This is a genomic window from Streptomyces africanus (assembly GCF_030816955.1).
Lineage (GTDB): Bacteria > Actinomycetota > Actinomycetes > Streptomycetales > Streptomycetaceae > Streptomyces > Streptomyces africanus.
The window spans coordinates 1,181,593-1,204,335 of the sequence record NZ_JAUSYP010000001.1 but is presented as its reverse complement, the minus strand read 5'-3'; the positions used below and the strand labels follow the sequence as shown (position 1 = coordinate 1,204,335).

The window sequence follows — 22,743 nt, the reverse complement described above, 5'->3', positions numbered from 1 at the left end:
CCTGCCGCGAGGCCGCCGGTCACCGCCTCGCCGCGGGAACCGCCTACACCCGGTCCTCGTACGGCAGCAGCTCGGGCCGCTTCGGCGGCAGTCCGTCGCCCGACGCCGTACCCTGGGGGTCAGGAGGCCTCAATGGCCAGGACAGCACGCGAGTACCGCCGCCTCAGCAAGGACCGCGGCGGGAGCGGCAGCATCGCCCAGCAAGCGGCCGACAACGCCGCCGCGGCCGGGCGTGAGGGCTGGGCCCTCGGCGACCCGTATGAGGACGCCGACCGATCGGCCAGCCGGTACAAGACCCGGGAGCGAGACGACTACGACCGGCTGCTCGCCGACCTCCGCGCCGGACATTTCGGCGCGGCCGTCCTCATCATCTGGGAGAGCAGCCGCGGAAGCCGCGACGTGGGCGAGTGGGACGCCCTGGTGAAGATCTGCGAGAAGCGCCGCGTCCTCATCCACGTCACCTCGCACGGCCGCACGTACGACCCGCGGAACTACCGTGACCGTCGCTCCCTAATGGACGACGCCGTTGACTCCGCGTACGAGAGCGACAAGAACTCCGCCCGCATCCGGCGCGACACTGCGGCCAGCGCGGCCAAGGGGCGCCCGCACGGCCTCGCCCCGTACGGGTTCCGCCCGGTGTATGACCCGCAGACCGGTGACCTGGACACCTGGGTCGAGAACGAGGCTGAGTCGGAGGTGCCGAAGGCGCTTTTCGCCCTGCTCGCCGCGGGACACAGCCTGGCCGCCATCGAGCGCACCTTCGCCGAGCGCGGCTGGGTCAACGCCAAGACCGGCCGGCCGTTCACCCGTCACCACCTCCGCAACATGGCGACTCGCGCTGCCTATGCGGGAATCCGGGCGCACACCGACCCCGACACCGGTGAGGTCACCGAGACCGACGGCACCTGGGACGGACTGGTGTCCAAGGAGGTGTTCTATACGGTCCGCGTCCTGCTGGCCGACCCCTCCCGCCGGACCACGCGCAATGGCGCCGCGAAGTACGAGCTCACCCTGACGATCAAGTGCGACGTCTGCCGCGGGCCGCTCACGGTGACCCGTGCCCACCTGAAGTCCAAGCGCGAGAGCTACAAGTGCCGCCGCAGCCACGTTTTCATTGCGAAGGCCGAGGTGGACGCCGTCGTCATCCCGGCACTGCTCGCGTATCTGACCCGCGACGACATCTACCAGCGGCTGGCCGCCCCGGCAGCCGACGACGAGCGCGCCGCGCAACTCCGCGAGCAGCTCGCCGAGGGCCGCGCGGCGCTGGCAGAGATGGAGGCGGAGGTCCCGGAGAGCACCGGCCACGCGCGGGTGCTGGGGCGCTCCATCACGGCCCTGACGGCGAAGATCACGGCGCTGGAGGAGAAGGAACGCGGGATGACCATGCGGCCCGCCGTCGCCTCGCTGCTGGCCGCCGACAGCGTGACCGCCTGGTGGACGGCGGCGCCCATCCCCGCCCGGCGCGAGATCGCCGCGATCGTCCTGAGCCCGGCACTGATGGGAGCCGTGACGGTGACGCCGACGCCGACCGCGGGCCGGACACCGTCGGCGGCCGACCGCATCCGGATACGGCGGGCGTGACACTGCCCACACGCTTCACTTGCCCTGTTAGCAAATGCAATGCGCGGGGGAGGACGTGAAGTACACGCCGCGCGAAGTCTGAGGCGCGGGAAGGCCGCCCCCTCCCATCGAAGGAGGATCAGGGCCGCCTAGCACGGCAGGAACCGTGCCATGCCCATCTCACCGGAAGCACGCCGTCAGCGTGCCCAGCTCGCCTGCGCCACGCGCTACGGCCGCATCGAGGCCGCCGAGGACGCCGCGCGCCAGTTCAAGGTCACCCGCCTCGCCGAGCACATCCAGGAGGCCGTCGACACGGCGCCCCTGCCCACGCCCGAGGAGATGACGCGACTGCGCCACCTGCTCCGGCCCCGGCCCTGACCCCTGCCCGCCGACCCAGACCCCGCAGTCAGGAACAGAGGCGCATGACCGCAGACGAAAGCGGACCGGCCCCCAGGAGTGAGGCCGGTCCGCTTAACGAAAACGATGTTCAGCAACAGATGGTAGCAGGCGCAGCGCTGACGCCGCTGCAACTGAAGGACCGGGCCTCGGCGTACATCGGACTGCCGGACGACCAGAAGGCCGCCGCCATAGAGGAGGTCGCGCTAGAGCAGCGCGAGGAGTTCTGGGCGCTGATCCGTCGGCTCAAGGAGGAGCGGAAGGCGCGGGTCGTCCCGCCACCCCAGCTGCCGATGGCGGTCGCCCGGCACATCATCACCGACGGGCTCCCGCACGTGGTGCGCTGGCGGGAGACCTGGATGCGGTGGGACCGGACCTGCTGGGTCGAGACGTCCGACGAGGAGTTCCGCGCCCTCCTGTACCTGCGCCTCGAACACGCGACCTGCGCCGCGAAGGACAAGCAGGGCAACACCGTCGAAGTGCCGTTCGCACCGAACCGTGGAAGCGTGGCAGGGGTCGCGGAAGCCCTTACGGCCTGCGTACCGCTGGACAGCACGCGGGAACCGCCGCTGTGGCATGACGGCTGGGTTGACCGCGCCGGCACATGGGTCTCCATGGCCAACGGGCTCCTCGAACTGAAGACCCGGGAGACGATGCTGCACACGCCCGGGTTCTTCAACGTCTACTCGCTGCCGTTCGACTACGACGCCCAGGCCGAGTGCCCCCGCTGGCTCGCATTCCTGGACAGCATCTGGGGCAATGACCCTCAGGCCATCGAAATGCTTCAGGAGTTCTTCGGATTCATCGTGTCCGGGCGCAAGCATCCGCAGAAGATCCCGGTCATCTGGGGGCCGACCAGGTCCGGAAAGGGCGTCATATCCCGCGTCCTCACTCAGCTCATCGGCGAGGACAACGTCGCCGCCCCGTCCATGGCGCAGTTCACCCAGAGCTTCGGGCTGTGGTCACTGATCGGTAAACCGCTCGCGATCGTGGGCGATGCACGGACACCGGGCAGGGACAGCTCCACCATCACGGAGCGCCTGCTCTCCATCAGCGGCGGCGACCGGCAGAACGTCGGCCGCAAGAACAAGTCCGACTGGATCGGCGAACTGCCGACGCGGTTCCTCATCTGCTCCAACGAGCCGCCGACACTGCACGACTCGTCGGGGGTAATCGCCGACCGTTACGTACTCCTGCGAACGACCAGGTCCTATCTGGGCGAGGAGGACCCGAAGCTGGAGGAGGAGCTGGCAGATGAACTGCCGGGAATCCTGAACTGGGCACTGGACGGGCTGGAGCGACTGAGCCGCAACGACCAGTTCACCCACGTCCGCTCCGGGGACGCCCTCACCGAATCCATTCGTGACGCCGCATCACCCATCGGCGAGTTCGTACGGGAGATGTGCGTCACCGGCCCGCAGCGATGGGTGGCCAAGTCGGATCTCTTCAGCCGCTGGAAGGAGTGGTGCGACGTGAACGAGCACCGCCCGGGAAGCTCGGCCAGGTTCACGACCCTGCTGCATTCGGTGGTTCAAGACCTGGACAGCGATCCACCTCGACCGCATGGCACGCCGCGACGGTATGGGGGCATCGGCCTGAATCCAGTCCCACTGAACCAGTTTTGAACCAGCTACTGAACCATCCTGATACGCACTCTGACCTGCTTGAACCACCTTGAACCACCTACTTTCAATAACCAATACATACACGGGATCGCGCGCACGTTCGCGCACGCGCGCACCCGAGAGGTGAGTTTCTGAACCAGGTGGTTCAGGTGGTTCACAAGATCGAGAAAGGAAGATCCAAATGGCCGAGATCGAACTCCAACGCATCGACGCGACCCTGCAACGGATCGCCGACCAACTGGAGAAGCTGACCGAGGCGGTAACGGAGACACCGACACCGGCATCGACCCGGCCTAGGCCACGTGTCGAGACCCGGAATGCGATCCCGATCCCGACCCCGAGGGCGTCGGTTGCGGCGAAGCCGCGCACTGGGCGTACGAACCTGAATGAGAACACCGATTAAAGAATTGAGGCACAGTCAAATGGCACGTACACGGAAGCTGTCCGAGTTCGTCGCGGAAGATTGGCTCGAAGGTGAGGCCGAATCCGAGTCCGACGTCGTGACCGCGTGGGACCGCTGGCGGATTGAGCGGGCCGAACACATTGCCCTGGGCGAACAAAGGCCCGCCCCGCTGGTCGAGGCCAGCTGGGTGGAAACGCAGGAGCTGAGCCGGGCCATAGCGCGACTGGGGGCGGCTCGGAGGGCCGGGCGCACGATGGCGGGTGCGAGGCCAAGCGGATTCCCAAGAAAGGACTGTGATGAGCAGCTACGACGAGGCACTTGAACTGGCCGTCATAGCGATCCAGGAAACCGTGCGGAAGCGGCTGGACCTGGCATTCGGCCATGACGACCGCGCCGCGCTGGTCGACGGCTTTGTGAAAGGCGAAATCGCCTTCGTGATCTTCGACGACGTGATTCAGACGATGAAGGTCTACGACGAGCAGATCGTGATCCCCGACGACGCATCCGGACTGGATGGAATGGATAGCGGGTAACCTATGGATATAAGGAGTGTGAAGTATCCGAGGTGATTAGGCCCTCGCATACGGTCGGTAGGCCCCTCCGTTTTAGGTCGATAGAACCCGCAATGACCAAAGGAGGGGCCACCGTGCCCAGGAACAGGCGCCGCGACGGCGCATCAGAAGAATTCAGTCATGTCGACGAGGCCCGCGAAACCATGCAGGAACTCCACGAGCGCGCGAACGGCGCCGACCTTTCCGAAGCGGACCAGGCGACCTGGTCGGCCGCTGAGAAGTACATAACCCGCTGCGAGACGGCTCAACGGGCGCTCCACGAAGCCGTCCTTCGCGGCGATCAGCACGAGAGGGCCGGAGAGAGCCGCTCAGCGACTCGTGGCCCGCAGGTGGGCTCGCAGGCCCGACACGTCCTGGAGTCCTACGAGCGCGGCAGCCGCGCCGAACTGTTGGACCGCAGCTCGATGGAGAAGTTGCACACCACCCTCGACGAGGGCGAAGGCGCCGAATTCGACGAGATGAGCCGATGGCTCACGATCACGGGCAACCCGCACTACGAGCGTGCGGTGTGCAAGCTGTTCCGCGATCCCGATCATGGGAGTCGGGACTTCACGCGCGAGGAGCTGGCCGCCTGGCAGGCCGCCCGTAACCTCCAGCGGTCCGTGTCCGTCTACCAGGGCGGACCCTCCGGCGGGTTCTTGGCGCCGGTCCACTTGGATCCGGCCGTCCTGCTCAGCAGCGACGGTGTCCTCTCCAGTTTCCGGAAGCTCGCGCGTACGGTGACCATCAGCACGGAATCCTGGCGAGGGGTCTCGTCGGCCGGGACGACGGCGTACTGGGTTCCTGAGAATCAGAGCGCTGAACAGTCCGACGCGACGTTCGACCAGCCGAAGGTGACGCCTCACAAGCGTGTCGCTTATCTCGTGGCGTCGTTCGAGGCCCTGGGCGACACCAACATCCAGCGCGAGGCGCAGAACCTGATCCGGGACGAGTTCGCCTGCCAGGAGAACCAGGCGTTCACCTACGGCGCCGGTGACGCTGCCGGTGAGCCGACCGGGGTCCTGACGGCGCTGGACGACGGGTCACGGGACGTACCCACCGCCGTCGACGGGGTCTACGGCCGCGAGGACGTGCTGGCGTTCCAGGAGTCGCTCGCCCCCAGGTGGCGGGCCAACCGGCCTGCGATCCAGGGATCCCTCCACGCACTGAACCTGACGCGAGCCTTCCCCCTGCTGGCGGGCGGGGTCGAGACGAGCCTGGTCACCGAAGGTGACCCGCCTTCCGTCCGTGGCACGCCCTGGTACGAGAACTCCTCTATGGACGACGGCGACCTCCCCGGCGACGCCATCGCCGTGCTCGCGGACTGGCAGCAGTTCCTTATCGCCGACCGTGTCGGCGCGTCGTTCGAGCTGATCCAGAACGTCATGGACGCCTCGACGCAGCGGCCGACCGGCCAGCGCGGGATCATGGCCTGGACGCGTACCGGGTCCGGCGTACTTGTCCCCGAGGCGTTCAAGGTTCTTCGGCTTGCTGGCGGTGCTTCCTGATGCTGGAGACAAGGCAGTTCGTGTTCCGGGCTGACACCGAAGGCGACGGGCGGACCCTGTCGGGTGTCGTGGTGCCCTACTCCACGCGCGCCGACATCCATGAGAACGGCCGGGACTTCACCGAGCAGATCGCACCCGGCGCATGCCGCGACGCGGCCGCATCCGGGGGCGTGCCCATCCTCTGGGCGCACGACCGCAGCCAGGTACCGATCGCGACCGCGACCAATCTCGAAGAGCGGGACGACGGGCTGCACATGACCGCGCGCCTGCTCACCCATCCCCTCGCCGACGCCGTCAGGGAAGGCGTCGCCGAAGGTGCCGTACGCGGCGCCAGTATCGGCTTCAGCGTCCCCGAGGGCGGCGACGAATGGCGCGGTGACGAACGCGTGATTCACCGCCTTCAGCTCAGGGAGATCTCGATCACCAGCTTCCCGGCCTATGTCACCACCGGAGTAGGTGTCCGCAGCGCTGACGCCGGCCCCCTCACAGCAGGGGCTCGGGCCCACCGTCTGCGCGAGCTGGCGCTTCGGGCGTACGCGCCACCAACGCCGGCACTGGATGCGCCACCGTCACCTTCGGGGGCGGATGCGCCGACCGAGGAGGATGCGGCTGATGCGCTGGCCGTGCTGGACGCCTACTTCGCGGCGATGAAGCAGGGGGACGGTTCAGGCGAACCGCCTCCCCTCAACTGAAGACGTGCCGGGTCCTTTCAGGGAGTTTCCTTCCACGGTCCTCCCTCTTCCAGCCCGGCACCCGCTCCTCATTCGGTGACGCCGACACTGAGGAGCAACGGGCCCTGGGCAGGGATGGCTTCCCCTGCCCAGGACCCATCGACTTGTAGGTGTTACCTGTATGACGACCGAACTACGCCTGGCCCGCAGCCGGATGGAGAAGTGGCGCACTTACGCCTGCTTCGTCCAGCTCACCCTCTCAGCCTGCACGCTCATCCTTGTCGTGCTGCTGAGATAGCCGTCGCATTACCCCGTGTGCACGCGCCCAGCGCATGACCCCTCGTACCCCCAACGCCCTGGTCGTGGCCTGGTGCCATTGCCACGTGCTGTGCCAGTGCCCAGTGCCAGTGCCAGTGTCGTGTCGGTGTCCGTGTGCCGTGACGCTGAGCCTGACCGATGCTGCGACTGCGACACGATCAGCTCATGCTCATGATGAAGTCACAATGCAACATCATAATGTCGCTCATCTGTTCATTGCTTCGATCAACTTCATGTGAACTTCGTTGAGTTCATCAATTCTATTCAATGACTCGACTTCGCTTCGATCACTTCCAATCGTGATCGCGATCTGAAGATCATTAAGTTGGAGTCGTGATGGGATCTTGTAGCTTCGAGGTATCTCGACCTTGCGGAGAGCGACGAGGAGACATGCGACGCCGACGCTGATGGTGGTGCCGACGGTGACGGTGGCGCCAACAGGATGCAACAGGGACGGCTGCCGTGGCGCCCGGCACTGGCATGGGTCCCCAATTCGGCGACGCACGCCCAGGTTACGCGGCTGGCGCCGCGCCTGTCGGGTACGGCGTCCGGGGCCTCCGGTGGGCCCCCCGGACGCTGGGCGCGGGTCCCCCGTTGGCCTGACTCGGGCAGCGACACCGCAACTCATCGGCCACGAACGCGAGAACGCGAGTTGCTTGCTGCGTCGCCGGATAACCGTGATCGTTCTGACTGCGCCACCCGGGAGACAGTGAGAATGATCTAGCGGCCATCGGCATGACCGATCAGCGTGTCGCCCGGCGCTTCGGGTCGCCACTCGCCCGGCATCAGCGTCACGTCGCGGCGAATCGGCCAGGTCACCGGTCAATGCGCACGCGGCGACGGTGAATGCGACGGCGCCACCGCCACTGACACCGAATGGCGACGCATTCCGCGACGGCGACAGGGAATGGCCGGGGGGCGGGTCGCACACGCAATGCGCGCGACGCATACACGACCCCGCCATCTGGGACCCCGATTTCTCTCTACGTGAAAAGTTGCGCGACGCAGACACAAGTACAGAAGGAGAAGCGAGATGGGTGGCATCAAGTACAGCTATCGGCATCAGCAGGAGCGGAAAACCTGGGTTCCGATCGTGAACCTGGGCGGCGTTCCCTGTCACCTCTGCGACCAGGAGATCGAGCCAGGGACCAAGTGGCACCTGTCCCACCGCTGGTCGCCGGAAGGGTTCCCGCTGGAAAGCCATCCCGCCCACGCTCGGTGCAACTGCGACACCGCGCGCACCGACTTTGAGCGGGACGTCGGCCGGACACCGGCAGTGGGACCGACTCCCGCACGGCCGCCAGCACTGTCCGGGACGCTGACACCGCCGCCGACGGATGGCACCTGGGCGTGGTGCGAGCCGTCTGGGTCATGGGTGAAGGTGTCCAGGGAGTGGCGGTAACACCTGCCGGTGCGCCTTCGGTTCGGTGAGAGGCCACCCGGCACTGAGCATGCCAGCAGCGGGCCGGAGCGCTGAGCGCCACAACTCCGTTGTGGCCAGTGCCGGTTGTCAGTGGGGGATGCCACAATCTCGTCATGGCTGATGAGCTGCGCTCGCTGGACGAGATCCTGGCGAACCCGAACCTGTCAGACGAGGAGCGGCAACGCCTGCGCCGAGACAAGGTGCTTGGAGGCAGTGCCTTTCTGCTACATGAGCAAGGCGATGTTGAGGTGGCTGGGCTGGCCGCCGAAGCAGAGCTGGAGGAGTTGATTCCCTGGAGCCAGTCCAGCGACTACGAGTTGGGCTTCAAAGCTGTTCTCAGGGTGGAACCGCACCTCTTCGCTCACTACACCGAGGAGGCTCTGAACAAGATCGCCGCTGCCATGCGGGTGACGATGTCTCACGGTGAAACCATCGACGAGATCGAAGCCCGACCGTCAACTGCCCAGGTCTCTGTGGACTGGCGGAAGCAGTTCAAGGCCGCCAACGGTCCCGCGCCCAACAACCAGGCCCGTCGCATCCGGATGGAGCCCCAGCACCCGATTGAGGACGGCCTTCACTTCACCAACGAGTGGGAGCGGAGGGTGTACATGGTGCTCAAGGAACGACAGGCGGCCCTGTCGGACAACGACACCATCGGAATCCTCCCGCTCCCAAGGATGAAGGTACTCAAGTCGATTCCAGTCGAACCCGACTTCCTGATCACTTACCGTGGGCGGGTCGGGATCATCGAGGTCGACGGTCATTACCATCGGGGGCCGCGCTCGCGCTCGGACGACCACAGCCGGGAGCGGCTGATCCGCAACGCTGGCGTCAGGCAGATCGATCGCATCGACGTGCGGGACTCCACCTCGAAAGAAGAGGTCGAGAAGTTCGTGATCGACTTCCTGAAGCACCTGGCGAGCTGACGGCCGCCTCATCCGTGTGTGGCTTTGCGGCCGGCTCGGGTTCGTCGTGCGGAGCTGATCCAGCCCCCGGACTGGCTACAGGGGAGCGGAGGTCTGGGCGGAGATGCGGCGATCATCGTGGGGTGCCAGTCTGAGGTAAGGATCAGGGCGCCCTTTGGAGGGGAGTGGGTCAATGGCTCGCTGCGGTCGAATAGCCACCCTTTTGGACGTGGAGATGCTGGGCGTGGGCGAGGTGGTCCTTGCCGAGGGCCGACCCCTTGAACACCTACCGGGCAAGCCTGGCGAGAAGGCATCCAAAGAGATCGGGGGCCGCTGCGTGCTCCGCTACCTGCGGCGACACCAGGTAGGTCTGTACAGCGGAGGGACGACTGATCCTCAGTGGGTGACCGTCACTCCCTACACGCCGAAGGAAGCTGTCCGGTGGTTGGCGCTGCCCAACGCACTCGACCCCCCTGGATTCGTGCTCTTCATTGACATAGCCTCGGTCCCTGTCGTTAAAGGGCCGGGGCGCGTGCGTCTTGGAGGCGGTATCGAATACTTGCTGCCGGGGGGTTTCCCCGCGGAGGCAGTGGTCCATCCAAAGTGGGAGGTCGAAATTCAGTGAAGGAAGTTATTCACGACTTCGTGAAGCGGCAACTCGACGGCTTCGACCTCACGGAAGATGGATTCGACCGCCACGGCAGCTTCGAGTGGACCATGCATCGTGAGAGCGATGGCTTGCACCGCTACGTGATCGTGGCTGTCTCCCCCACAGCAGACGCGAACTTCGTGGTCGAAGTCTGGGCTGGTGCTAGCGACGGGCTCCACTTCGCTCGCCGACTCATTGGGACGCAGACGATGGTCGGCGGATGGACTGAGTACGGGCACATGGCCGAGCAGGTGCTACAGAAGCCAATCGATGATGCGAAACAGCTGGCTGAGAGGCTGCGCAAGTCAGACCTTGACCAGTCGTACGTAGCCGGAAGTAGCCCGCTGTAGGAAGCGTCCCCTCGGTCAGGGGTGCCAAGGGAGAGCCCTCTGGACACTGCCAGGGCACCAGACACGGAGTGACGACCAGATACGACCGCAACCAACGATGCCCATATATGCAGGCCAGCGGCCCTTTCACTCCATCGCCGTAGGTAGCCAGGACCCGGGATAAGTATTGGTCCTACTGCTGCCCGTGCCTGACCCCCGCGTGGCGGGGGGACGTGCCGCAGCGCGGTGCCCGCAGCTAGTGGGCTGGCGTGGCACACACGACGCACGGCTCCGACAGGCCGACCGCCCTGTGCGTATGCGGGGCCGCAGCGGGTGGACCGTCCGGCCAGAGGTCGTCCCAGACCCAGTAGCAGCCGATCTCACGACAGTGCACGGTGCACACCGGATCGTCCCAGTGAGGGACTAGCAACGGCGTAATATTGTCGCCCGAGGAGCGGCCCGTCAGGCGGCGGCCTATCCAGGGCAGCAGGTGCTGCCGGGCGAACCGCAGGTCCGCCGCGCGGCGCATGACCCAGCCGGGCGGCAGTGTCGTCGGCATCGGGGTGCGCCACTCGGTGTCCTCGGGCTCGTAGCCGAGCGCCTGCCACACCCCTTCGGCGACCCGGCGGTGGCCTTCGCCCGTCAGGTGCAGCCGGTCCACGTCCCACATGCGCGGATCCGAGAGCGAGGGGGCGCCGTACAGGTCGACGACGATCGCGCCGTGCCGTGCGGCGAGCTCGTCGACGCAGGCGAACAGTTCCTCCATGCGCGGCCGGAACCGCTCCAGGACGGGGCCCTGACGGCCCGGGCTGCGCATCAGCACGAGCTGTTTGCAGGACGGGGCCAGCCGCTCCACGGCCTCCTCCAGGAGTCCGCGCACCCGGCCCATGTCACACTTCGGCCGCAGCGTGTCGTTGAGCCCGCCGACCAGGGTGACGACGTCGGCCTCCATGGCCGCGGCCACGTCCACCTGCTCGTCGACGATCTGCCGGATCAGCTTGCCGCGCACCGCGAGGTTGGCGTAGCGGAAGCCGGGCGTGCGGGCCGCCATCCGCGCGGCGAGGAGATCGGCCCAGCCCCGGTGGGTGCCGTCGGGCAACAGGTCCGACATGCCCTCGGTGAAGGAGTCGCCGACCGCGACGAGGCTGCTGTAGGTGGGGTTCGTGTCCATGGCGGCGGAAATAGTATCCCGTGCACATACCCAGCAGTCGGTCACCCGTCCGGAGTATCGGCGACCGTCCCCTCACGCCCGCTGGCCGAACAGCTCCCGCAGGACGTCCTCCATGGTCACGAGCCCGGCCATCCGGCCGTCCGCCCCGAGGACGGCCGCGAGGTGCGTACGGCTGCCCCGCATCGCCGTGAGGACGTCGTCCAGCGGCGTGTGCTCCCGCACGCGCGCGATGGACCGCATGTCCCGCAGCCGGAACGGCACATCGCGCCCGGCGGCGTCCAGCGCGTCCTTCACATGCAGGTAGCCGACGATCCGCCGCCCCTCGTCCACCACCGGGAAGCGGGAGAAACCGGTCTCCGCAGACAGCCGCTCCAGCTCGTCAGGAGTGACGCCGACGCGCGCGTACACCACGCGTTCCAGCGGCAGCACCACGTCGCGCACCGGGCGGCGGCCCAGTTCCAGCGCGTCGTGCAGCCGCTCCTGGGCGCGGTCGTCGATGAGGCCGGCCTCGCTGGAGTCCTTCACGATCTGCGCTATCTCGGCGTCCGAGTAGGACGCGGCGACCTCTTCGCGCGCCTCCACGCGCAGCAGCTTCAGCAGGGTGTTGGCGAAGGTGTTCACCGTGAAGATCACCGGGCGCAGCGCCCGGGACAGCGCCACCAGGGGCGGGCCGAGCGTCAGCGCGCTGCGCACCGGCTCGGCGAGCGCGATGTTCTTCGGCACCATCTCGCCGAGCAGCATGTGCAGATAGGTCGCCAGGGCCAGCGCGATCACGAAGGACACCGCGTGCCCCGCGCCCTCCGGCACGCCCACCGCGTGGAACACCGGCTCCAGCAGGTGCGCGATCGCCGGCTCGGCCACCACACCCAGCACCAGCGTGCACAGCGTGATGCCGAGCTGCGCGGCCGCCATCAGCGCGGACACGTGCTCCAGGCCCCACAGCACGCTCTTGGCACGCCGGTCGCCCCGGTCGGCGTAGGGCTCGATCTGGCTGCGGCGCACCGAGATCAGCGCGAACTCGGCGCCGACGAAGAAGGCGTTGACGACGAGCGTCGCCAGACCGATCAGCAGCTGGACGGCGGTCACAGCTCCGCTCCCTTCTCGTCGGGCTTCTCGTCGTCGAGGGGCGCTCGCAGCCGGACACGGGCGGCCCGGCGGCCGGTGGCGTCCAGGACCTCCATCCGCCAGCCGGCGACCTCGAGGGTGTCACCGGCCGCCGGTATCCGGCCGAGTACCGTCGCCACCAGCCCGGCGAGCGTCTCGTACGGCCCCTCCGGGGCACGCAGCCCGACGCGTTCGAGGTGGTCCACGCGCGCCGAGCCGTCGGCCGAGTACAGGGCGTGGCCCGCCTCGTCCGTGCCGGCCGGCGCGAGGTCGGGCAGCTCGTGCGGATCGTGCTCGTCGCGCACCTCGCCGACGACCTCCTCGACGATGTCCTCCAGGGTGGCCACGCCCGCCGTGCCGCCGTACTCGTCGATCACCACGGCCATCGTGCGCTTGCCGGAGAGCCGGTCCAGGAGCCGGTCGACGGTGAGGGTCTCCGGGACCAGCAGCGGCTCGCGCATCAGCTCGGAGACGAAGATCCTGGTCCGGCGCTCCGCCGGGACCGTCAGCACGTCCTTGACGTGTGCCGTCCCGACTACCGAGTCGAGGGTGTCGCGGTAGACGGGGAACCGGGACAGGCCGGTCGCGCGGGTCGCGTTCGCCACGTCCTCCAGGGTCGCCCGCACCTCCAGGGCGACGACCTGCACCCGGGGCGTCATCACGTTCTCCGCGGTCAGGTCGGCGAGGTTCAGCGTCCGCACGAACAGCTCGGCGGTGTCGGCCTCCAGAACCCCTTTCTTGGCGGAGTGCCGGGCGAGCGCCGCCAGCTCCTGCGGCCCGCGCGCCGACGCCAGCTCCTCGGCGGGCTCCACACCGATCCGGCGCACGACCCGGTTCGCCGTGTTGTTGAGGTGCGTGATGAACGGCCGGAACGCCGCGCTGAACCAGCGCTGGGCGTTGCCCACCGTCTTGGCGACCGCCAGCGGCGACGAGATCGCCCAGTTCTTGGGCACCAGCTCGCCGACGACCATCAGGAACACCGTCGACAGCGCCGTGCCCAGTACCAGCGCCAGGCTGTGCGAGGCCGACCGCGAGACGCCGGCGTCCTCCAGCGGCCCGGCGATCAGCGCGGCGATCGACGGCTCGGCGAGCATGCCGACGACCAGGTTCGTGACCGTGATGCCGAGCTGCGCACCGGAGAGCTGGAACGTCAGATTCCGTACGGCCTTCAGGGCGCCCTGCGCGCCCCGCTCGCCGCGCGCCACCGCCTGCTCCAGCTCGGCGCGCTCGACCGTGGTGAGGGAGAACTCGGCCGCCACGAAGGCGCCACAGGCGAGCGAGAGCAGGATCGCCGCCAGGAGGAGGAGCACTTCGGTCATCGGTTCACCCCCGTTCCATGGTTCTCCAGGACGGGGCGGAACGCGCGGTGTCGCGTACTGGGAGGCTCGCCCATGGGCGGACGGTCACAACCTTTCATGCAGAACCGAGTGGCCATCCAAGAGTAAAGGATCAGCAAAGTCCTGCGGCCAGGGTGGTCAGCGGGGCTCGGCGGGCACGGGAGCGAGCCGGTACGCGCCCTCGTGTGCGACGACGCGGCCGGCGGTGGGCGGTGCGAAGTGGGTGCCCAGGAGGAGGGTGTCCGTGCCGGCGAGCGCGCCGAGCAGCTCGCGGCGCGTGCTCTGAGACCGTCCGGGGTCGATGTCGACGCAGGCGCCGATACCGGGGTGGGCGAGCTGGACGGGGTGGTGGACGCAGTCGCCGGTGATCAGTGCCGTCCGTCCGCGGCTGGTCAGCTCGACGGCGACATGGCCGGGGGTGTGCCCGGGGGTCGGGATCAGACGCAGTCCCGGGACGACTTCGAGGCCGTCGGCGGGGATGTCGAGGAGGTCGAGCAGCCCCGCCTCCTCCACCGGGATCACCGAGTCGCGGAACATCTGCCGGCGCGGCTCGTCCATGGCGTACCCGGCCCAGAACTCGCGCTCGGTGCGTGAGGTCAGGTAGCGGGCGTTCGGGAAGGTGGGCACCCACGCGCCGTTCACCTCCTGGGTGTTCCAGCCGACGTGGTCGGCGTGCAGGTGGGTGAGGATCACCAGGTCGACGGAGTCCGGGGGGAAACCGGCGGCGCCGAGGTGCTCAAGGTAGTCGGTGTCCAGGTCGTGCCAGGCGGGATTGGCCCGCTCCTTGCCGTTGCCGATGCCGGTGTCCACCAGGACGCGCAGCCCGCCGGCCGTGACGGCGAAGCTGTGGCTGTCGGCGCGCAGGACGCCGTCGTTGTCGGCGAAGTGGGGGCGCAGCCAGTCCTGTCCGCCGACGACCTCGGGGGTGGCGTCGGGCAGCAGCCAGGCTCCGGTGGCCGGTGGCAGAGGGGTCTCGTCGATGCGGTGGACGGTGAGGTCGCCCACGGTCCAGGAAGCGGGTGTGGTCAAGGGTCCTCCTCGGTGCACTAACGCAATCCATTTGCGTTAAGGCGACGGTAGATCCTAGAGTCCTCTAACGCAAACAATTAGCTTTTAAGGGGGAGTCCCGTGTCGAGTCCCATGCCCCACCCCGCACTCACGCCGCCCGAAGCGGCCCGTTGGGCCCACCGCGCCGGGCTCGTCCTGCCCGCCGACCGTCACGCGGCGGTCGCGGCCACCGCCGACCACATCCAGTCCGTCGTGGCGGTCCTGAGGGAGCTGGACTTCGGCGACACCCCGCCCGCCCCGGCCTACCGCGTGACAGCCGCGAAGGAGACGCACGATGCAGCCGTATGAACTGACGCTCGCTGCCGCCGCCGACGCGATCGAGGCACGCCGGCTGTCCCCCGTCGAGCTGGCCGACTCCGTACTGGAACGCATCGAGCAGGTGGAGCCGCGGCTCCGGGCCTACGTCACCGTCGACGCCGAGGGCGCGCGCCGGGCCGCACGCCGTGCCGAGAACGACATCGCGGCCGGCCGCCACCGCGGTCCGCTGCACGGCATCCCGATGGGCCTGAAGGACCTGATCGACGTCGCCGGTGCGACCACCTCGGCCAGTTCCCGAGTACGGTCCGGCCACCGCGCGCAGACCGACAGCACCGTCGCCGCACGCCTGTCGGCCGCCGGAGCGGTCCTGCTCGGCAAGACCCACACCCACGAGTTCGCCTACGGGCTGACCACCCCGCAGACCCACAACGCCTGGGACCCCGGCCGGGTCGCGGGCGGCTCCAGCGGCGGATCGGCCGTCGCCGTCGCCGCCGGCGCCGCCACCTTCGCCCTGGGCACCGACACCGGCGGATCCATCCGGGTCCCCGCCGCGCTGAACGGGGTCGTCGGCCTCAAACCCACCTACGGCCTCGTCCCGCGCCACGGTGTCACCTCCCTGTCCTGGTCCCTGGACCACGTCGGCCCGATCACCCGCACCACCGAGGACGCGGCCCTGGTCCTCGCGGCCCTGGCCGGCCATGACCCCCGCGACCCCGCGTCGCTGACCGCACCCCCGGCGCACTACCGGCCGGGCCCGGACACGGACCTGACCGGACTGCGGATCGGTGTGCCGCGCACCTACTACTTCGACCACGTCGACCCGGAGGTGGCAGCCGCCGTCCGGAGCGCGATCGACCGGCTCCAGGCGCTCGGTGCCCGCCTCGTCGACGTCGAGATCCCCATGACCCGCTACATCCAGGCCACCCAGTGGGGCCTGATGGTGCCCGAGGCCACCGCCTACCACGAGAGCAGCCTGCGTACGGTCCCCGAGCTCTACCAGGCCGACGTCCGGATCCTCCTGGAAGCCGGCGAGCTGATGTCCGCCGGGGACTACCTGCGCGCCCAGCGCTCGCGCACCCTCATGCGGCAGGAATGGGCGCGGCTGCTGCGCGAGGTCGACCTGATCGCCGCCCCCACCGTGCCGATGACCGCCGTTCCGGCCGGTCAGGAGACGGTCACCTGGGCCGACGGCACCGTCGAGGGAGTCTCCGACGCCTATGTGCGGCTCTCGGCGCCGGCCAACATCACCGGTCTGCCCTCCCTGTCCGTCCCGGTCGGCCACGACACGGCGGGCCTACCGATCGGTATGCAGCTCGTCGGGCCGCCGCTCGGGGAGAGTCTGCTGCTGCGGGTCGGACACGCCGGCGAACAGACCCGGTCCGCAGGCCATCTCGCGGCCCGGGCAGCACCGTGCTAGAAGCAATCGGTTCGCTTTAAGGTGGGTTCCGTGAGCAGGCAGATGGTGCGCCCCGGCGGGCGCAGTGCGCGGGTCCAGGCGGCGGTGCACACCGCCGTGCGCGAACTCGCCTCGGAGGTCGGCCGGGACGCCCTGACCGTGCCGATGGTCGCCCAGCGCGCGGGCGTGACGCCGTCGACGATCTACCGCCGCTGGGGAGACCTGCAGGTGCTGCTGTCGGACGTGGCGGTCGAGCGGCTGCGGCCCGACACCGAACCCGCCGACCACGGCACCCTGGCGTCCGACCTGACGGCCTGGGCCGAGCAGTTCCTCGACGAGATGGCCTCGCCGGCCGGCCGCGCCTACATCCGCGACGCCCTCCTCGGCGACCCGGACGGCGGGAACGCCGGCCAGTGTTCCGCCTACGCCGCCGAGCAGATCGACGTCATCCTCCGTCGCGCGACCGGGCGGGGGGAACCGGCACCCGGTGTCGAGACGGTCGTCGACCAGGTCGTCGCGCCCCTGATGTACCGCATCCTGTTCCGCCCGGACGGACTCGACACCGCCTACGCCCACCGGCTCGTGGCAGGAGCCCTCGGCCGGTGACGGGTTTCCCCAACGTCAGTCGGTGAGGGGCTTCACCCAGCGTCGCCACTGCTCCTCGGGCGCGTACCCGGCGGCTCCCCACGCGCGGTGCGCGGTCTCGTTGCGCGTGAGCACCATCGCGTCCGCGCGCCGCCCGCCGAGCGTGACGAACCGCTCCTCGGCCGCGGCGAGCAGCGCGGAGGCGATGCCCTGGCGGCGGTGGTCCGGATGCACGGCCAGCCGGTAGAGGTGGCACCGCCAGCCGTCGAACCCCGCGATCACCGTGCCGGCCAGCTCGCCGCCCCGCTCCGCGAGGATCAGGGCCTCGGGGTCGCGCGCGACCAGCCGCTCCACGCCACCGCGGTCGTCGCTGATGCTCGTGCCCTCGGCGGCCACCTTCCAGAAGGCCAGCACGGTGTCCAGATCCTCGGGCGTCGCGGCCCGGATGCGCAGCTCGGTCATGCCATGACCACATCACGCACGGCCGCCCTCGGGCGCACCATTTCAGAATCCGGACGTCAGGCCCCGCGCAGTGCCGATCACATCACTCGTGCGCAATGGCCGCCAGTACGTTCATGCGGGAGGCACGCAACGCCGGGAGCAGCGCCGCCACGACCCCCACCACCGCCGAGCCGATCACCACCGCGACGATCGTGGTCCACGGGATCGCGAGGGCCGTCATGCCCTGGAGGGCCAGCACCTCGTGGGTGCACACGCCCCACACCAGCCCCAGCGCGAGCCCCAGGACGGCCCCGAAGACGGCGATCACCACCGACTCCAGCCGGATCATCCGCCGCAGCTGCCGCCGCGCCAGCCCGATCGCCCGCAGCAGCCCGATCTCCCTGGTGCGCTCGACGACCGACAGGGCGAGGGTGTTGACCACGCCGAGAACCGCGATGATGATCGCCAGCCCGAGCAGCGCGTAGACGAGGTACAGCAGGACGGCGATCTGGTCGTGCACCAGCTGTTTGTAGTCGGCCAGGTCCCGCACCTGAACCTGGGGGTAGGGGTCCAGAGTCCGTTCCAGGTGCCCGCGCAGGTCGTCGTCGCTCGTGCCGGGGGCGGCGTTGACGTACAGCGCGGAGTCCTGCCCTCCCGGCGCGTACCGCTCCAGGGTGGCGAGACCGAAGTAGAGCCCGCCCTGCGTGCCGAACCCCTCGGCGGAGTCCTGGTCGGTGAGGGCGCCCACCGTCAGCTCGGCCGTGCGCCCGCCCGGGAACTCCACCGGGACCGTGCCGCCCACCCGGACGTCGTGGTCGCGCGCGAAGTCCCGGTCCATGGCGAGGCGCCCGAAGGCGAGCGCGGTTGCCGAGTCCCCTTGTACGTACGTGATGTTGGCGACCTCGTCGAGCCGCGGATCGTAGCCCGCGGCGGTCGTCTCCACGCGGTCGCCGTCCGGGAGCCGCACCCCGACCGGCGTGAACCGCCCCCGCACGACGAGACCCGCGCCCTCGGTGCCGCGCACCTTGTCGGTCACCTCCTTCGGGAACGGCAGGAAGTTGGTGTTCTGGATCACGAAGTCGGCGCCCAGCGACTTGTCGATCTGCTGGTCGAACGACCTGGTCATCGAGGCGCTCGCCACCGACATCCCGCCGACCAGGGCGAGACCCACCATGAGCGCGGCCGCGGTGGCCCCGGTACGGCGGGGATTGCGCAGGGCGTTGCGCTGGCTCATCCGGCCGATCGACCCGAACAGGGCGGGAAAGGCCGCGCCGAGGACGCGGATCACCGGGCGCACCAGCAGCGGCCCGGCGATCACGGTCGCGATCAGGGTGAGCACGACACCGAGCCCCAGCAGGGACGCCGCCGCCGACGTCCGCTCCGCCGCCACGCACCCCATGAGCGCCGCCGCTCCGGCCGCCCCGACGACCACGCCGGCCACCGCACGCACCCGCAGTGGCCGGCCCACCCCGGCGACCTCGGCGTCCGAGAGCGCGGCCATCGGCGAGACCCCGGCGGCCCGCCGCGCCGGGAGGTACGCGGCGACGAAGGTGACCCCGAGTCCGACGACGTACGCCGTCACGGGCGTCACCCAGCCGATGACCATCTCGCCCGCGTCGATGTTCATGCCGAGCAGGCCCATCAGCTCGATGAGCCCGGCCGCGAGCCCCACGCCGGCGGCGAGTCCCAGCGTGGAGCCGACCAGACCGAGCAGGAGGGCCTCGGTGAGCACCGAGCGGCGGACCTGGCGACGGTCGGCGCCGAGCGCGCGCAGCAGCCCCAGCTCGCGGGTGCGCTGGGCGATCAGCATGGAGAAGGTGTTGACGATCAGGAACACCCCCACCAGCACGGCGACCCCGGCGAAGCCGACCATCACGTACTTGATGACGTCGAGGAACCCGCCCAGCTGCTCGACGTCCGACTCGGCCTGCTCGTCGGCGGTCCTGAAGTCGTAGGTGTGCGCACCGAGCGCGGCGGTCACGCGCTGCTTGAGCTGCTCGTCGCTGACACCGTCGGCGGCGTCGACCGAGATGCTGGTGGCGGCCCGCGAGCTGTCCAGCAGTTTCGTCTGCGCGGTGCGGGGGTCGAGGAAGACCAGTGCGGCGCCCGGGTTGGTGGTCGTGAACGTGGCGATGCCGACGACGCGGACCTTGAACGACCCGGGCGGTGCGACCACGGTGAGGGTGTCGCCGATGGCCACGTGCTTGCGGTCGGCGGTCTCCGAGTCGAGCAGCGCCTGACCGTCGCCGTGCGGGGTGTGACCGGAGGTCAGTTCCACGGGGCTGCGCTCGTTCGGGTTCCAGGCGGTGCCGAGCGTGGGAGCACCGGTGGTCGGGCCGACCGGCTCGTTCTCCTCGTCGACGACCGTGAGGCCGTCCACGTCGACCTCGGCGCGTGCCGCCGCGACCCCGTCGACCCGCCGCACGCGTTCGGCGAGCGCGGCCGGCAGGGTGGCCGTCCGCCCGGAGGGCACGGCCTCGTCGAGGTCCTCCTTCGGGCTGACGGTGACATCGGCCGCGGTGGAGGCGAACAGCCGGTCGAACGTCTGGCTGACGGTGTCCGAGAAGATCAGACTGCCCGCGACGAACGCGACGGACAGCAGGACGGCGAGCGCCGAGAGCAGCAGCCGCCCCTTGTGCGCCAGGAAGCTCCTCAGGGTCGCCTTGAGCACGGGATCAGTTCTCCTCGGGTGATGCCGGGGTTTCGTCGAAGCGGGTCCGGATCCCGTCGAACCGCTTCATGCGCTCCAGCACGGTCTCCGCCGTCGGCCGCCGCATCTCGTCGACGATCCGGCCGTCCCCGAGGAAGAGCACCAGGTCGGAGTGGGCGGCGGCGCCCGGGTCGTGGGTGACCATGACGACGGTCTGCCCGAGCTGGTCCACCGCCTCGCGCAGGAAACCGAGCACCTCCAGGCCGGCGCGCGAGTCGAGGTTGCCGGTCGGCTCGTCCGCGAAGATCAGCTCGGGCCGGGAGGCCAGCGCCCGCGCACAAGCCACGCGCTGCTGCTGGCCGCCGGAGAGCTGCGACGGCCGGTGGCTGAGCCGGTCCCGCAGGCCGAGGGTGTCGATCACCTGGTCCAGCCATTTCTCGTCGGGCTTCTTGCCCGCGATGTCCATGGGCAGGGTGATGTTCTCCAGCGCGTTCAGGGTCGGGATGAGGTTGAACGACTGGAACATGAACCCGATCCGGTCGCGGCGCAGCCGCGTCAGGTCGCGCTCCCGCAGGCCCGTGATCTCCGTGTCGCCGAGCCACACCTGGCCGGCCGAGACGGTGTCGAGCCCCGCCAGGCAGTGCATCAGCGTGGACTTCCCGGAGCCCGACGGCCCCATCACCGCGGTGAAACGGCCGCGGACGATGTCGACGTCCACCGTGTCGAGCGCGAGCACGGTCGTCTCGCCCGAGCCGTACGCCTTGGTCAGACCGCGGGCCCGGGCCGCGATCCCGTCGGCCGACGCGAGGCCGGGGACGTGCTCCGCAGCAGGTGTGGACAAGGCCGCCTCCTCGGGGTGGACGCCGAATTTCGTCACCTTGCCCGAGGGTAATGTGGCGCGGCCCACACTGGGCATCCTCCTCGGGTCGGAGTCCCGCCCTTGCCGGTGCTAGCACCTTCGCGCTAGCTTCGAGGTATGGCGAAGACCCAGCTGAACGTGCGAGTCGACGAGGGCACCGCCCGAGCCGCCCGCGAGCGCGCCCTGGCCCGCGGCATGAGCGTCAACCGCTACATCGAGGAGCTGGTCAGACAGGACACCGGCGAGGTGGGCCACACGTTCGTGGAGGCCGCCGCCGACTTCATGAAGCAGTACGAGTCCGTCTTCGCCGAGGAGTTCGGCGCAGACCGTGAAGGCACGCGCGAAGGTCGCCACTGAACCCTTGAACAACCTCGAGATCGACCTCGCCTGGCTGCTGATGCTCGCCGAGCACAAGACCCCGGGAGACCCCCAGGTCACCGACTGGGGAGCCCTCGTCGCCGCCGTCGCACGCCACCAGGCCGCCATCTTCGACGTCCCCGTCTACGACAGCCCGCACGCCCGCGCCGCCGCGCTGCTCCAGCTCCTGATCCACGTCCCCGCGCTGGAACGCTCCAACGCCCTGTTCGCCTCCGCCGTCGCCTACGCGTACCTCGTCGCCAGCGGCGCCAAGGTCGTCACCTCACCCGAGCAGGTCCGCGACCTCGCCCGGCTGGTCAAGAGCGGCGAGGCGTCCGTGCGGGACATCGAGCAGGAGCTGCGCCAGTGGAGCCTGTGACCTCGCGGGCTACGAACTGACCGGGCGCCAGGCCGTGCCCAGCACGCAGAACGAGATAGGCAGCGTCGGCCCCTCCTCCGGCATCATCACCTGCCGGTAGGGGCCGAGCTCGAAGCCGGCGTCCCGCAGCGCCCGCACCGGCTCCCGCGCCAGGTGGCAGCCCCCGCTCACCACCGGCCACACCGTCCGGTCCAGGGCGCGCTGGCTGAAGGTCATCACCCGGCCGCCACCCCGGCCGTGCTCGAAGAACCGCACCTCACCGCCCGGCCGCAGCACCCGCCGGAGCTCCCCGAGCGCCCGGGGCACGTCCCGCACACTGCACAGCACCAGCGACACCACGGCCGCGTCGAAGCCCTCGCTCTTCACCGGCAGCGCCTCGGCCGCACCCGGCACCACGTCCACCGGCACCTCCGCCCGCAGGGCGGCCTCCACGGCCAGCTGCCGCAGCCGCCGCTCCGGCTCGATGGCCACGACCTCCGAGACGGTGCCCGGGTAGTGCGCGAAGTTCAGCCCGTTGCCCGCGCCGATCTCGATCACCCGCCCGGACAGCCCGGCGAGCAGCTTCTCGCGCATCCGGCCCACGCCCATCCGGGTCTCGGCGGTGACGCTGACCCGGGCGTAGCAGCGGGCGAACAGCGGATGGTGCACGGCATCCCGTGACACCGTGCCGGAGCGGGCGGACCGGAGCGGCATGGAGACCTCCCTGGCGAGGCGGGCCGTACCGGGATTGTCCCCCGGAGGAGCCAGAAGCGAACCCCGTCGGGGCCAGCCGGACGGACGGCAGATGGACCACGTAGACC

22 protein-coding genes and 1 pseudogene are annotated in these 22,743 nt (G+C 69.4%); 15 read left to right on the top strand and 8 right to left on the bottom strand.

Annotated features, from left to right (window positions below):
- The first annotated feature begins 132 nt into the window (after positions 1-132).
- The 10 genes from QF034_RS05685 to QF034_RS05640 all read left to right on the top strand — a co-directional run bounded on the left by QF034_RS05685 (position 133) and on the right by QF034_RS05640 (position 10,359).
- Positions 133-1,581 (top strand): recombinase family protein, encoded by a 1,449-nt coding sequence (locus tag QF034_RS05685; protein ID WP_307173898.1) that lies wholly within the window; start codon positions 133-135, stop codon positions 1,579-1,581.
- A 150-nt stretch (positions 1,582-1,731) separates the two neighbouring features.
- On the top strand, positions 1,732-1,938 hold the full coding sequence (locus tag QF034_RS05680; protein WP_307173897.1) for a hypothetical protein: 207 nt from the start codon (positions 1,732-1,734) through the stop codon (positions 1,936-1,938).
- Between the two features lie 44 nt (positions 1,939-1,982).
- Entirely contained in the window at positions 1,983-3,581 is a 1,599-nt protein-coding gene (locus QF034_RS05675) for a DNA primase family protein (RefSeq protein ID WP_307173896.1), read from the top strand.
- A gap of 181 nt (positions 3,582-3,762) precedes the next feature.
- On the top strand, positions 3,763-3,984 hold the full coding sequence (locus QF034_RS05670; protein WP_307173895.1) for a hypothetical protein: 222 nt from the start codon (positions 3,763-3,765) through the stop codon (positions 3,982-3,984).
- A gap of 296 nt (positions 3,985-4,280) precedes the next feature.
- The gene (locus QF034_RS05665; protein WP_307173894.1) at positions 4,281-4,517 is read left to right on the top strand and encodes a hypothetical protein; all 237 of its coding nucleotides are present in this window, start codon (positions 4,281-4,283) and stop codon (positions 4,515-4,517) included.
- Positions 4,518-4,630: 113 nt separating this feature from the next.
- Positions 4,631-6,043: a phage major capsid protein gene (locus QF034_RS05660; RefSeq protein WP_307173893.1), complete on the top strand. Its 1,413-nt coding sequence runs from the start codon at positions 4,631-4,633 to the stop codon at positions 6,041-6,043.
- A complete protein-coding gene (locus QF034_RS05655; protein WP_307173892.1) occupies positions 6,043-6,735 on the top strand; it encodes an HK97 family phage prohead protease in 693 nt (230 codons plus the stop codon). The genes QF034_RS05660 and QF034_RS05655 overlap by 1 nt, the downstream gene beginning before the upstream one ends.
- Before the next feature lie 1,833 nt (positions 6,736-8,568).
- Positions 8,569-9,381 (top strand): putative endonuclease domain-containing protein, encoded by an 813-nt coding sequence (locus QF034_RS05650; protein ID WP_307173891.1) that lies wholly within the window; start codon positions 8,569-8,571, stop codon positions 9,379-9,381.
- A 208-nt stretch (positions 9,382-9,589) separates the two neighbouring features.
- Entirely contained in the window at positions 9,590-9,985 is a 396-nt protein-coding gene (locus QF034_RS05645; protein WP_307173890.1) for a hypothetical protein, read from the top strand.
- A complete protein-coding gene (locus QF034_RS05640; protein WP_307173889.1) occupies positions 9,982-10,359 on the top strand; it encodes a hypothetical protein in 378 nt (125 codons plus the stop codon). The genes QF034_RS05645 and QF034_RS05640 overlap by 4 nt, the downstream gene beginning before the upstream one ends.
- 394 nt (positions 10,360-10,753) lie before the next feature.
- On the opposite strand, the pseudogene QF034_RS05635 reads toward QF034_RS05640, so the two are convergent.
- From QF034_RS05635 to QF034_RS05620, 4 genes and pseudogenes are all read right to left on the bottom strand, one after another.
- Positions 10,754-11,509: pseudogene (locus QF034_RS05635) on the bottom strand (SGNH/GDSL hydrolase family protein); the annotation flags it as partial.
- A gap of 72 nt (positions 11,510-11,581) precedes the next feature.
- A complete protein-coding gene (locus QF034_RS05630; protein ID WP_307173888.1) occupies positions 11,582-12,595 on the bottom strand; it encodes a hemolysin family protein in 1,014 nt (337 codons plus the stop codon).
- Complete coding sequence (locus tag QF034_RS05625; protein WP_307173887.1) at positions 12,592-13,932, bottom strand: hemolysin family protein; 1,341 nt, start codon at positions 13,930-13,932, stop codon at positions 12,592-12,594. The genes QF034_RS05630 and QF034_RS05625 overlap by 4 nt, the downstream gene beginning before the upstream one ends.
- Before the next feature lie 156 nt (positions 13,933-14,088).
- The gene (locus QF034_RS05620) at positions 14,089-14,979 is read right to left on the bottom strand and encodes an MBL fold metallo-hydrolase (protein WP_307173886.1); all 891 of its coding nucleotides are present in this window, start codon (positions 14,977-14,979) and stop codon (positions 14,089-14,091) included.
- A gap of 111 nt (positions 14,980-15,090) precedes the next feature.
- On the opposite strand from QF034_RS05620, the gene QF034_RS05615 reads away from it, so the two are divergent.
- The 3 genes from QF034_RS05615 to QF034_RS05605 are packed head-to-tail and all read left to right on the top strand — an operon-like array spanning position 15,091 to position 17,278.
- Entirely contained in the window at positions 15,091-15,306 is a 216-nt protein-coding gene (locus tag QF034_RS05615; RefSeq protein WP_307179807.1) for a hypothetical protein, read from the top strand.
- Positions 15,293-16,693 carry an amidase gene (locus QF034_RS05610; protein WP_307173885.1) on the top strand — a complete coding sequence of 467 codons (1,401 nt, stop codon included), beginning with the start codon at positions 15,293-15,295 and terminating at the stop codon, positions 16,691-16,693. Before QF034_RS05615 ends, QF034_RS05610 begins: the two co-directional genes overlap by 14 nt.
- Positions 16,694-16,735: 42 nt before the next feature.
- Positions 16,736-17,278 (top strand): TetR/AcrR family transcriptional regulator, encoded by a 543-nt coding sequence (locus QF034_RS05605; protein WP_307179806.1) that lies wholly within the window; start codon positions 16,736-16,738, stop codon positions 17,276-17,278.
- Between the two features lie 15 nt (positions 17,279-17,293).
- Here QF034_RS05605 and QF034_RS05600 read toward each other — a convergent pair whose 3' ends face one another.
- The 3 genes from QF034_RS05600 to QF034_RS05590 all read right to left on the bottom strand — a co-directional run bounded on the left by QF034_RS05600 (position 17,294) and on the right by QF034_RS05590 (position 21,189).
- Entirely contained in the window at positions 17,294-17,719 is a 426-nt protein-coding gene (locus QF034_RS05600; protein ID WP_307173884.1) for a GNAT family N-acetyltransferase, read from the bottom strand.
- A gap of 82 nt (positions 17,720-17,801) precedes the next feature.
- On the bottom strand, positions 17,802-20,369 hold the full coding sequence (locus tag QF034_RS05595; RefSeq protein WP_307173883.1) for an ABC transporter permease: 2,568 nt from the start codon (positions 20,367-20,369) through the stop codon (positions 17,802-17,804).
- 4 nt (positions 20,370-20,373) lie between these two features.
- Positions 20,374-21,189 carry an ABC transporter ATP-binding protein gene (locus QF034_RS05590; RefSeq protein ID WP_307179805.1) on the bottom strand — a complete coding sequence of 272 codons (816 nt, stop codon included), beginning with the start codon at positions 21,187-21,189 and terminating at the stop codon, positions 20,374-20,376.
- A 135-nt stretch (positions 21,190-21,324) separates the two neighbouring features.
- Between QF034_RS05590 and QF034_RS05585 the strand changes: the two genes are divergently transcribed.
- Both QF034_RS05585 and QF034_RS05580 read left to right on the top strand, forming a co-directional pair.
- Positions 21,325-21,564 (top strand): hypothetical protein, encoded by a 240-nt coding sequence (locus tag QF034_RS05585; RefSeq protein WP_020270799.1) that lies wholly within the window; start codon positions 21,325-21,327, stop codon positions 21,562-21,564.
- A 4-nt stretch (positions 21,565-21,568) separates the two neighbouring features.
- The gene (locus tag QF034_RS05580; RefSeq protein WP_086560029.1) at positions 21,569-21,943 is read left to right on the top strand and encodes a fic family toxin-antitoxin system, toxin component; all 375 of its coding nucleotides are present in this window, start codon (positions 21,569-21,571) and stop codon (positions 21,941-21,943) included.
- Positions 21,944-21,952: 9 nt separating this feature from the next.
- Here QF034_RS05580 and QF034_RS05575 read toward each other — a convergent pair whose 3' ends face one another.
- Positions 21,953-22,636, bottom strand: a complete 684-nt coding sequence (locus tag QF034_RS05575) for a class I SAM-dependent methyltransferase (protein ID WP_307173882.1) — start codon at positions 22,634-22,636, stop codon at positions 21,953-21,955.
- Positions 22,637-22,743 lie beyond the last annotated feature (107 nt).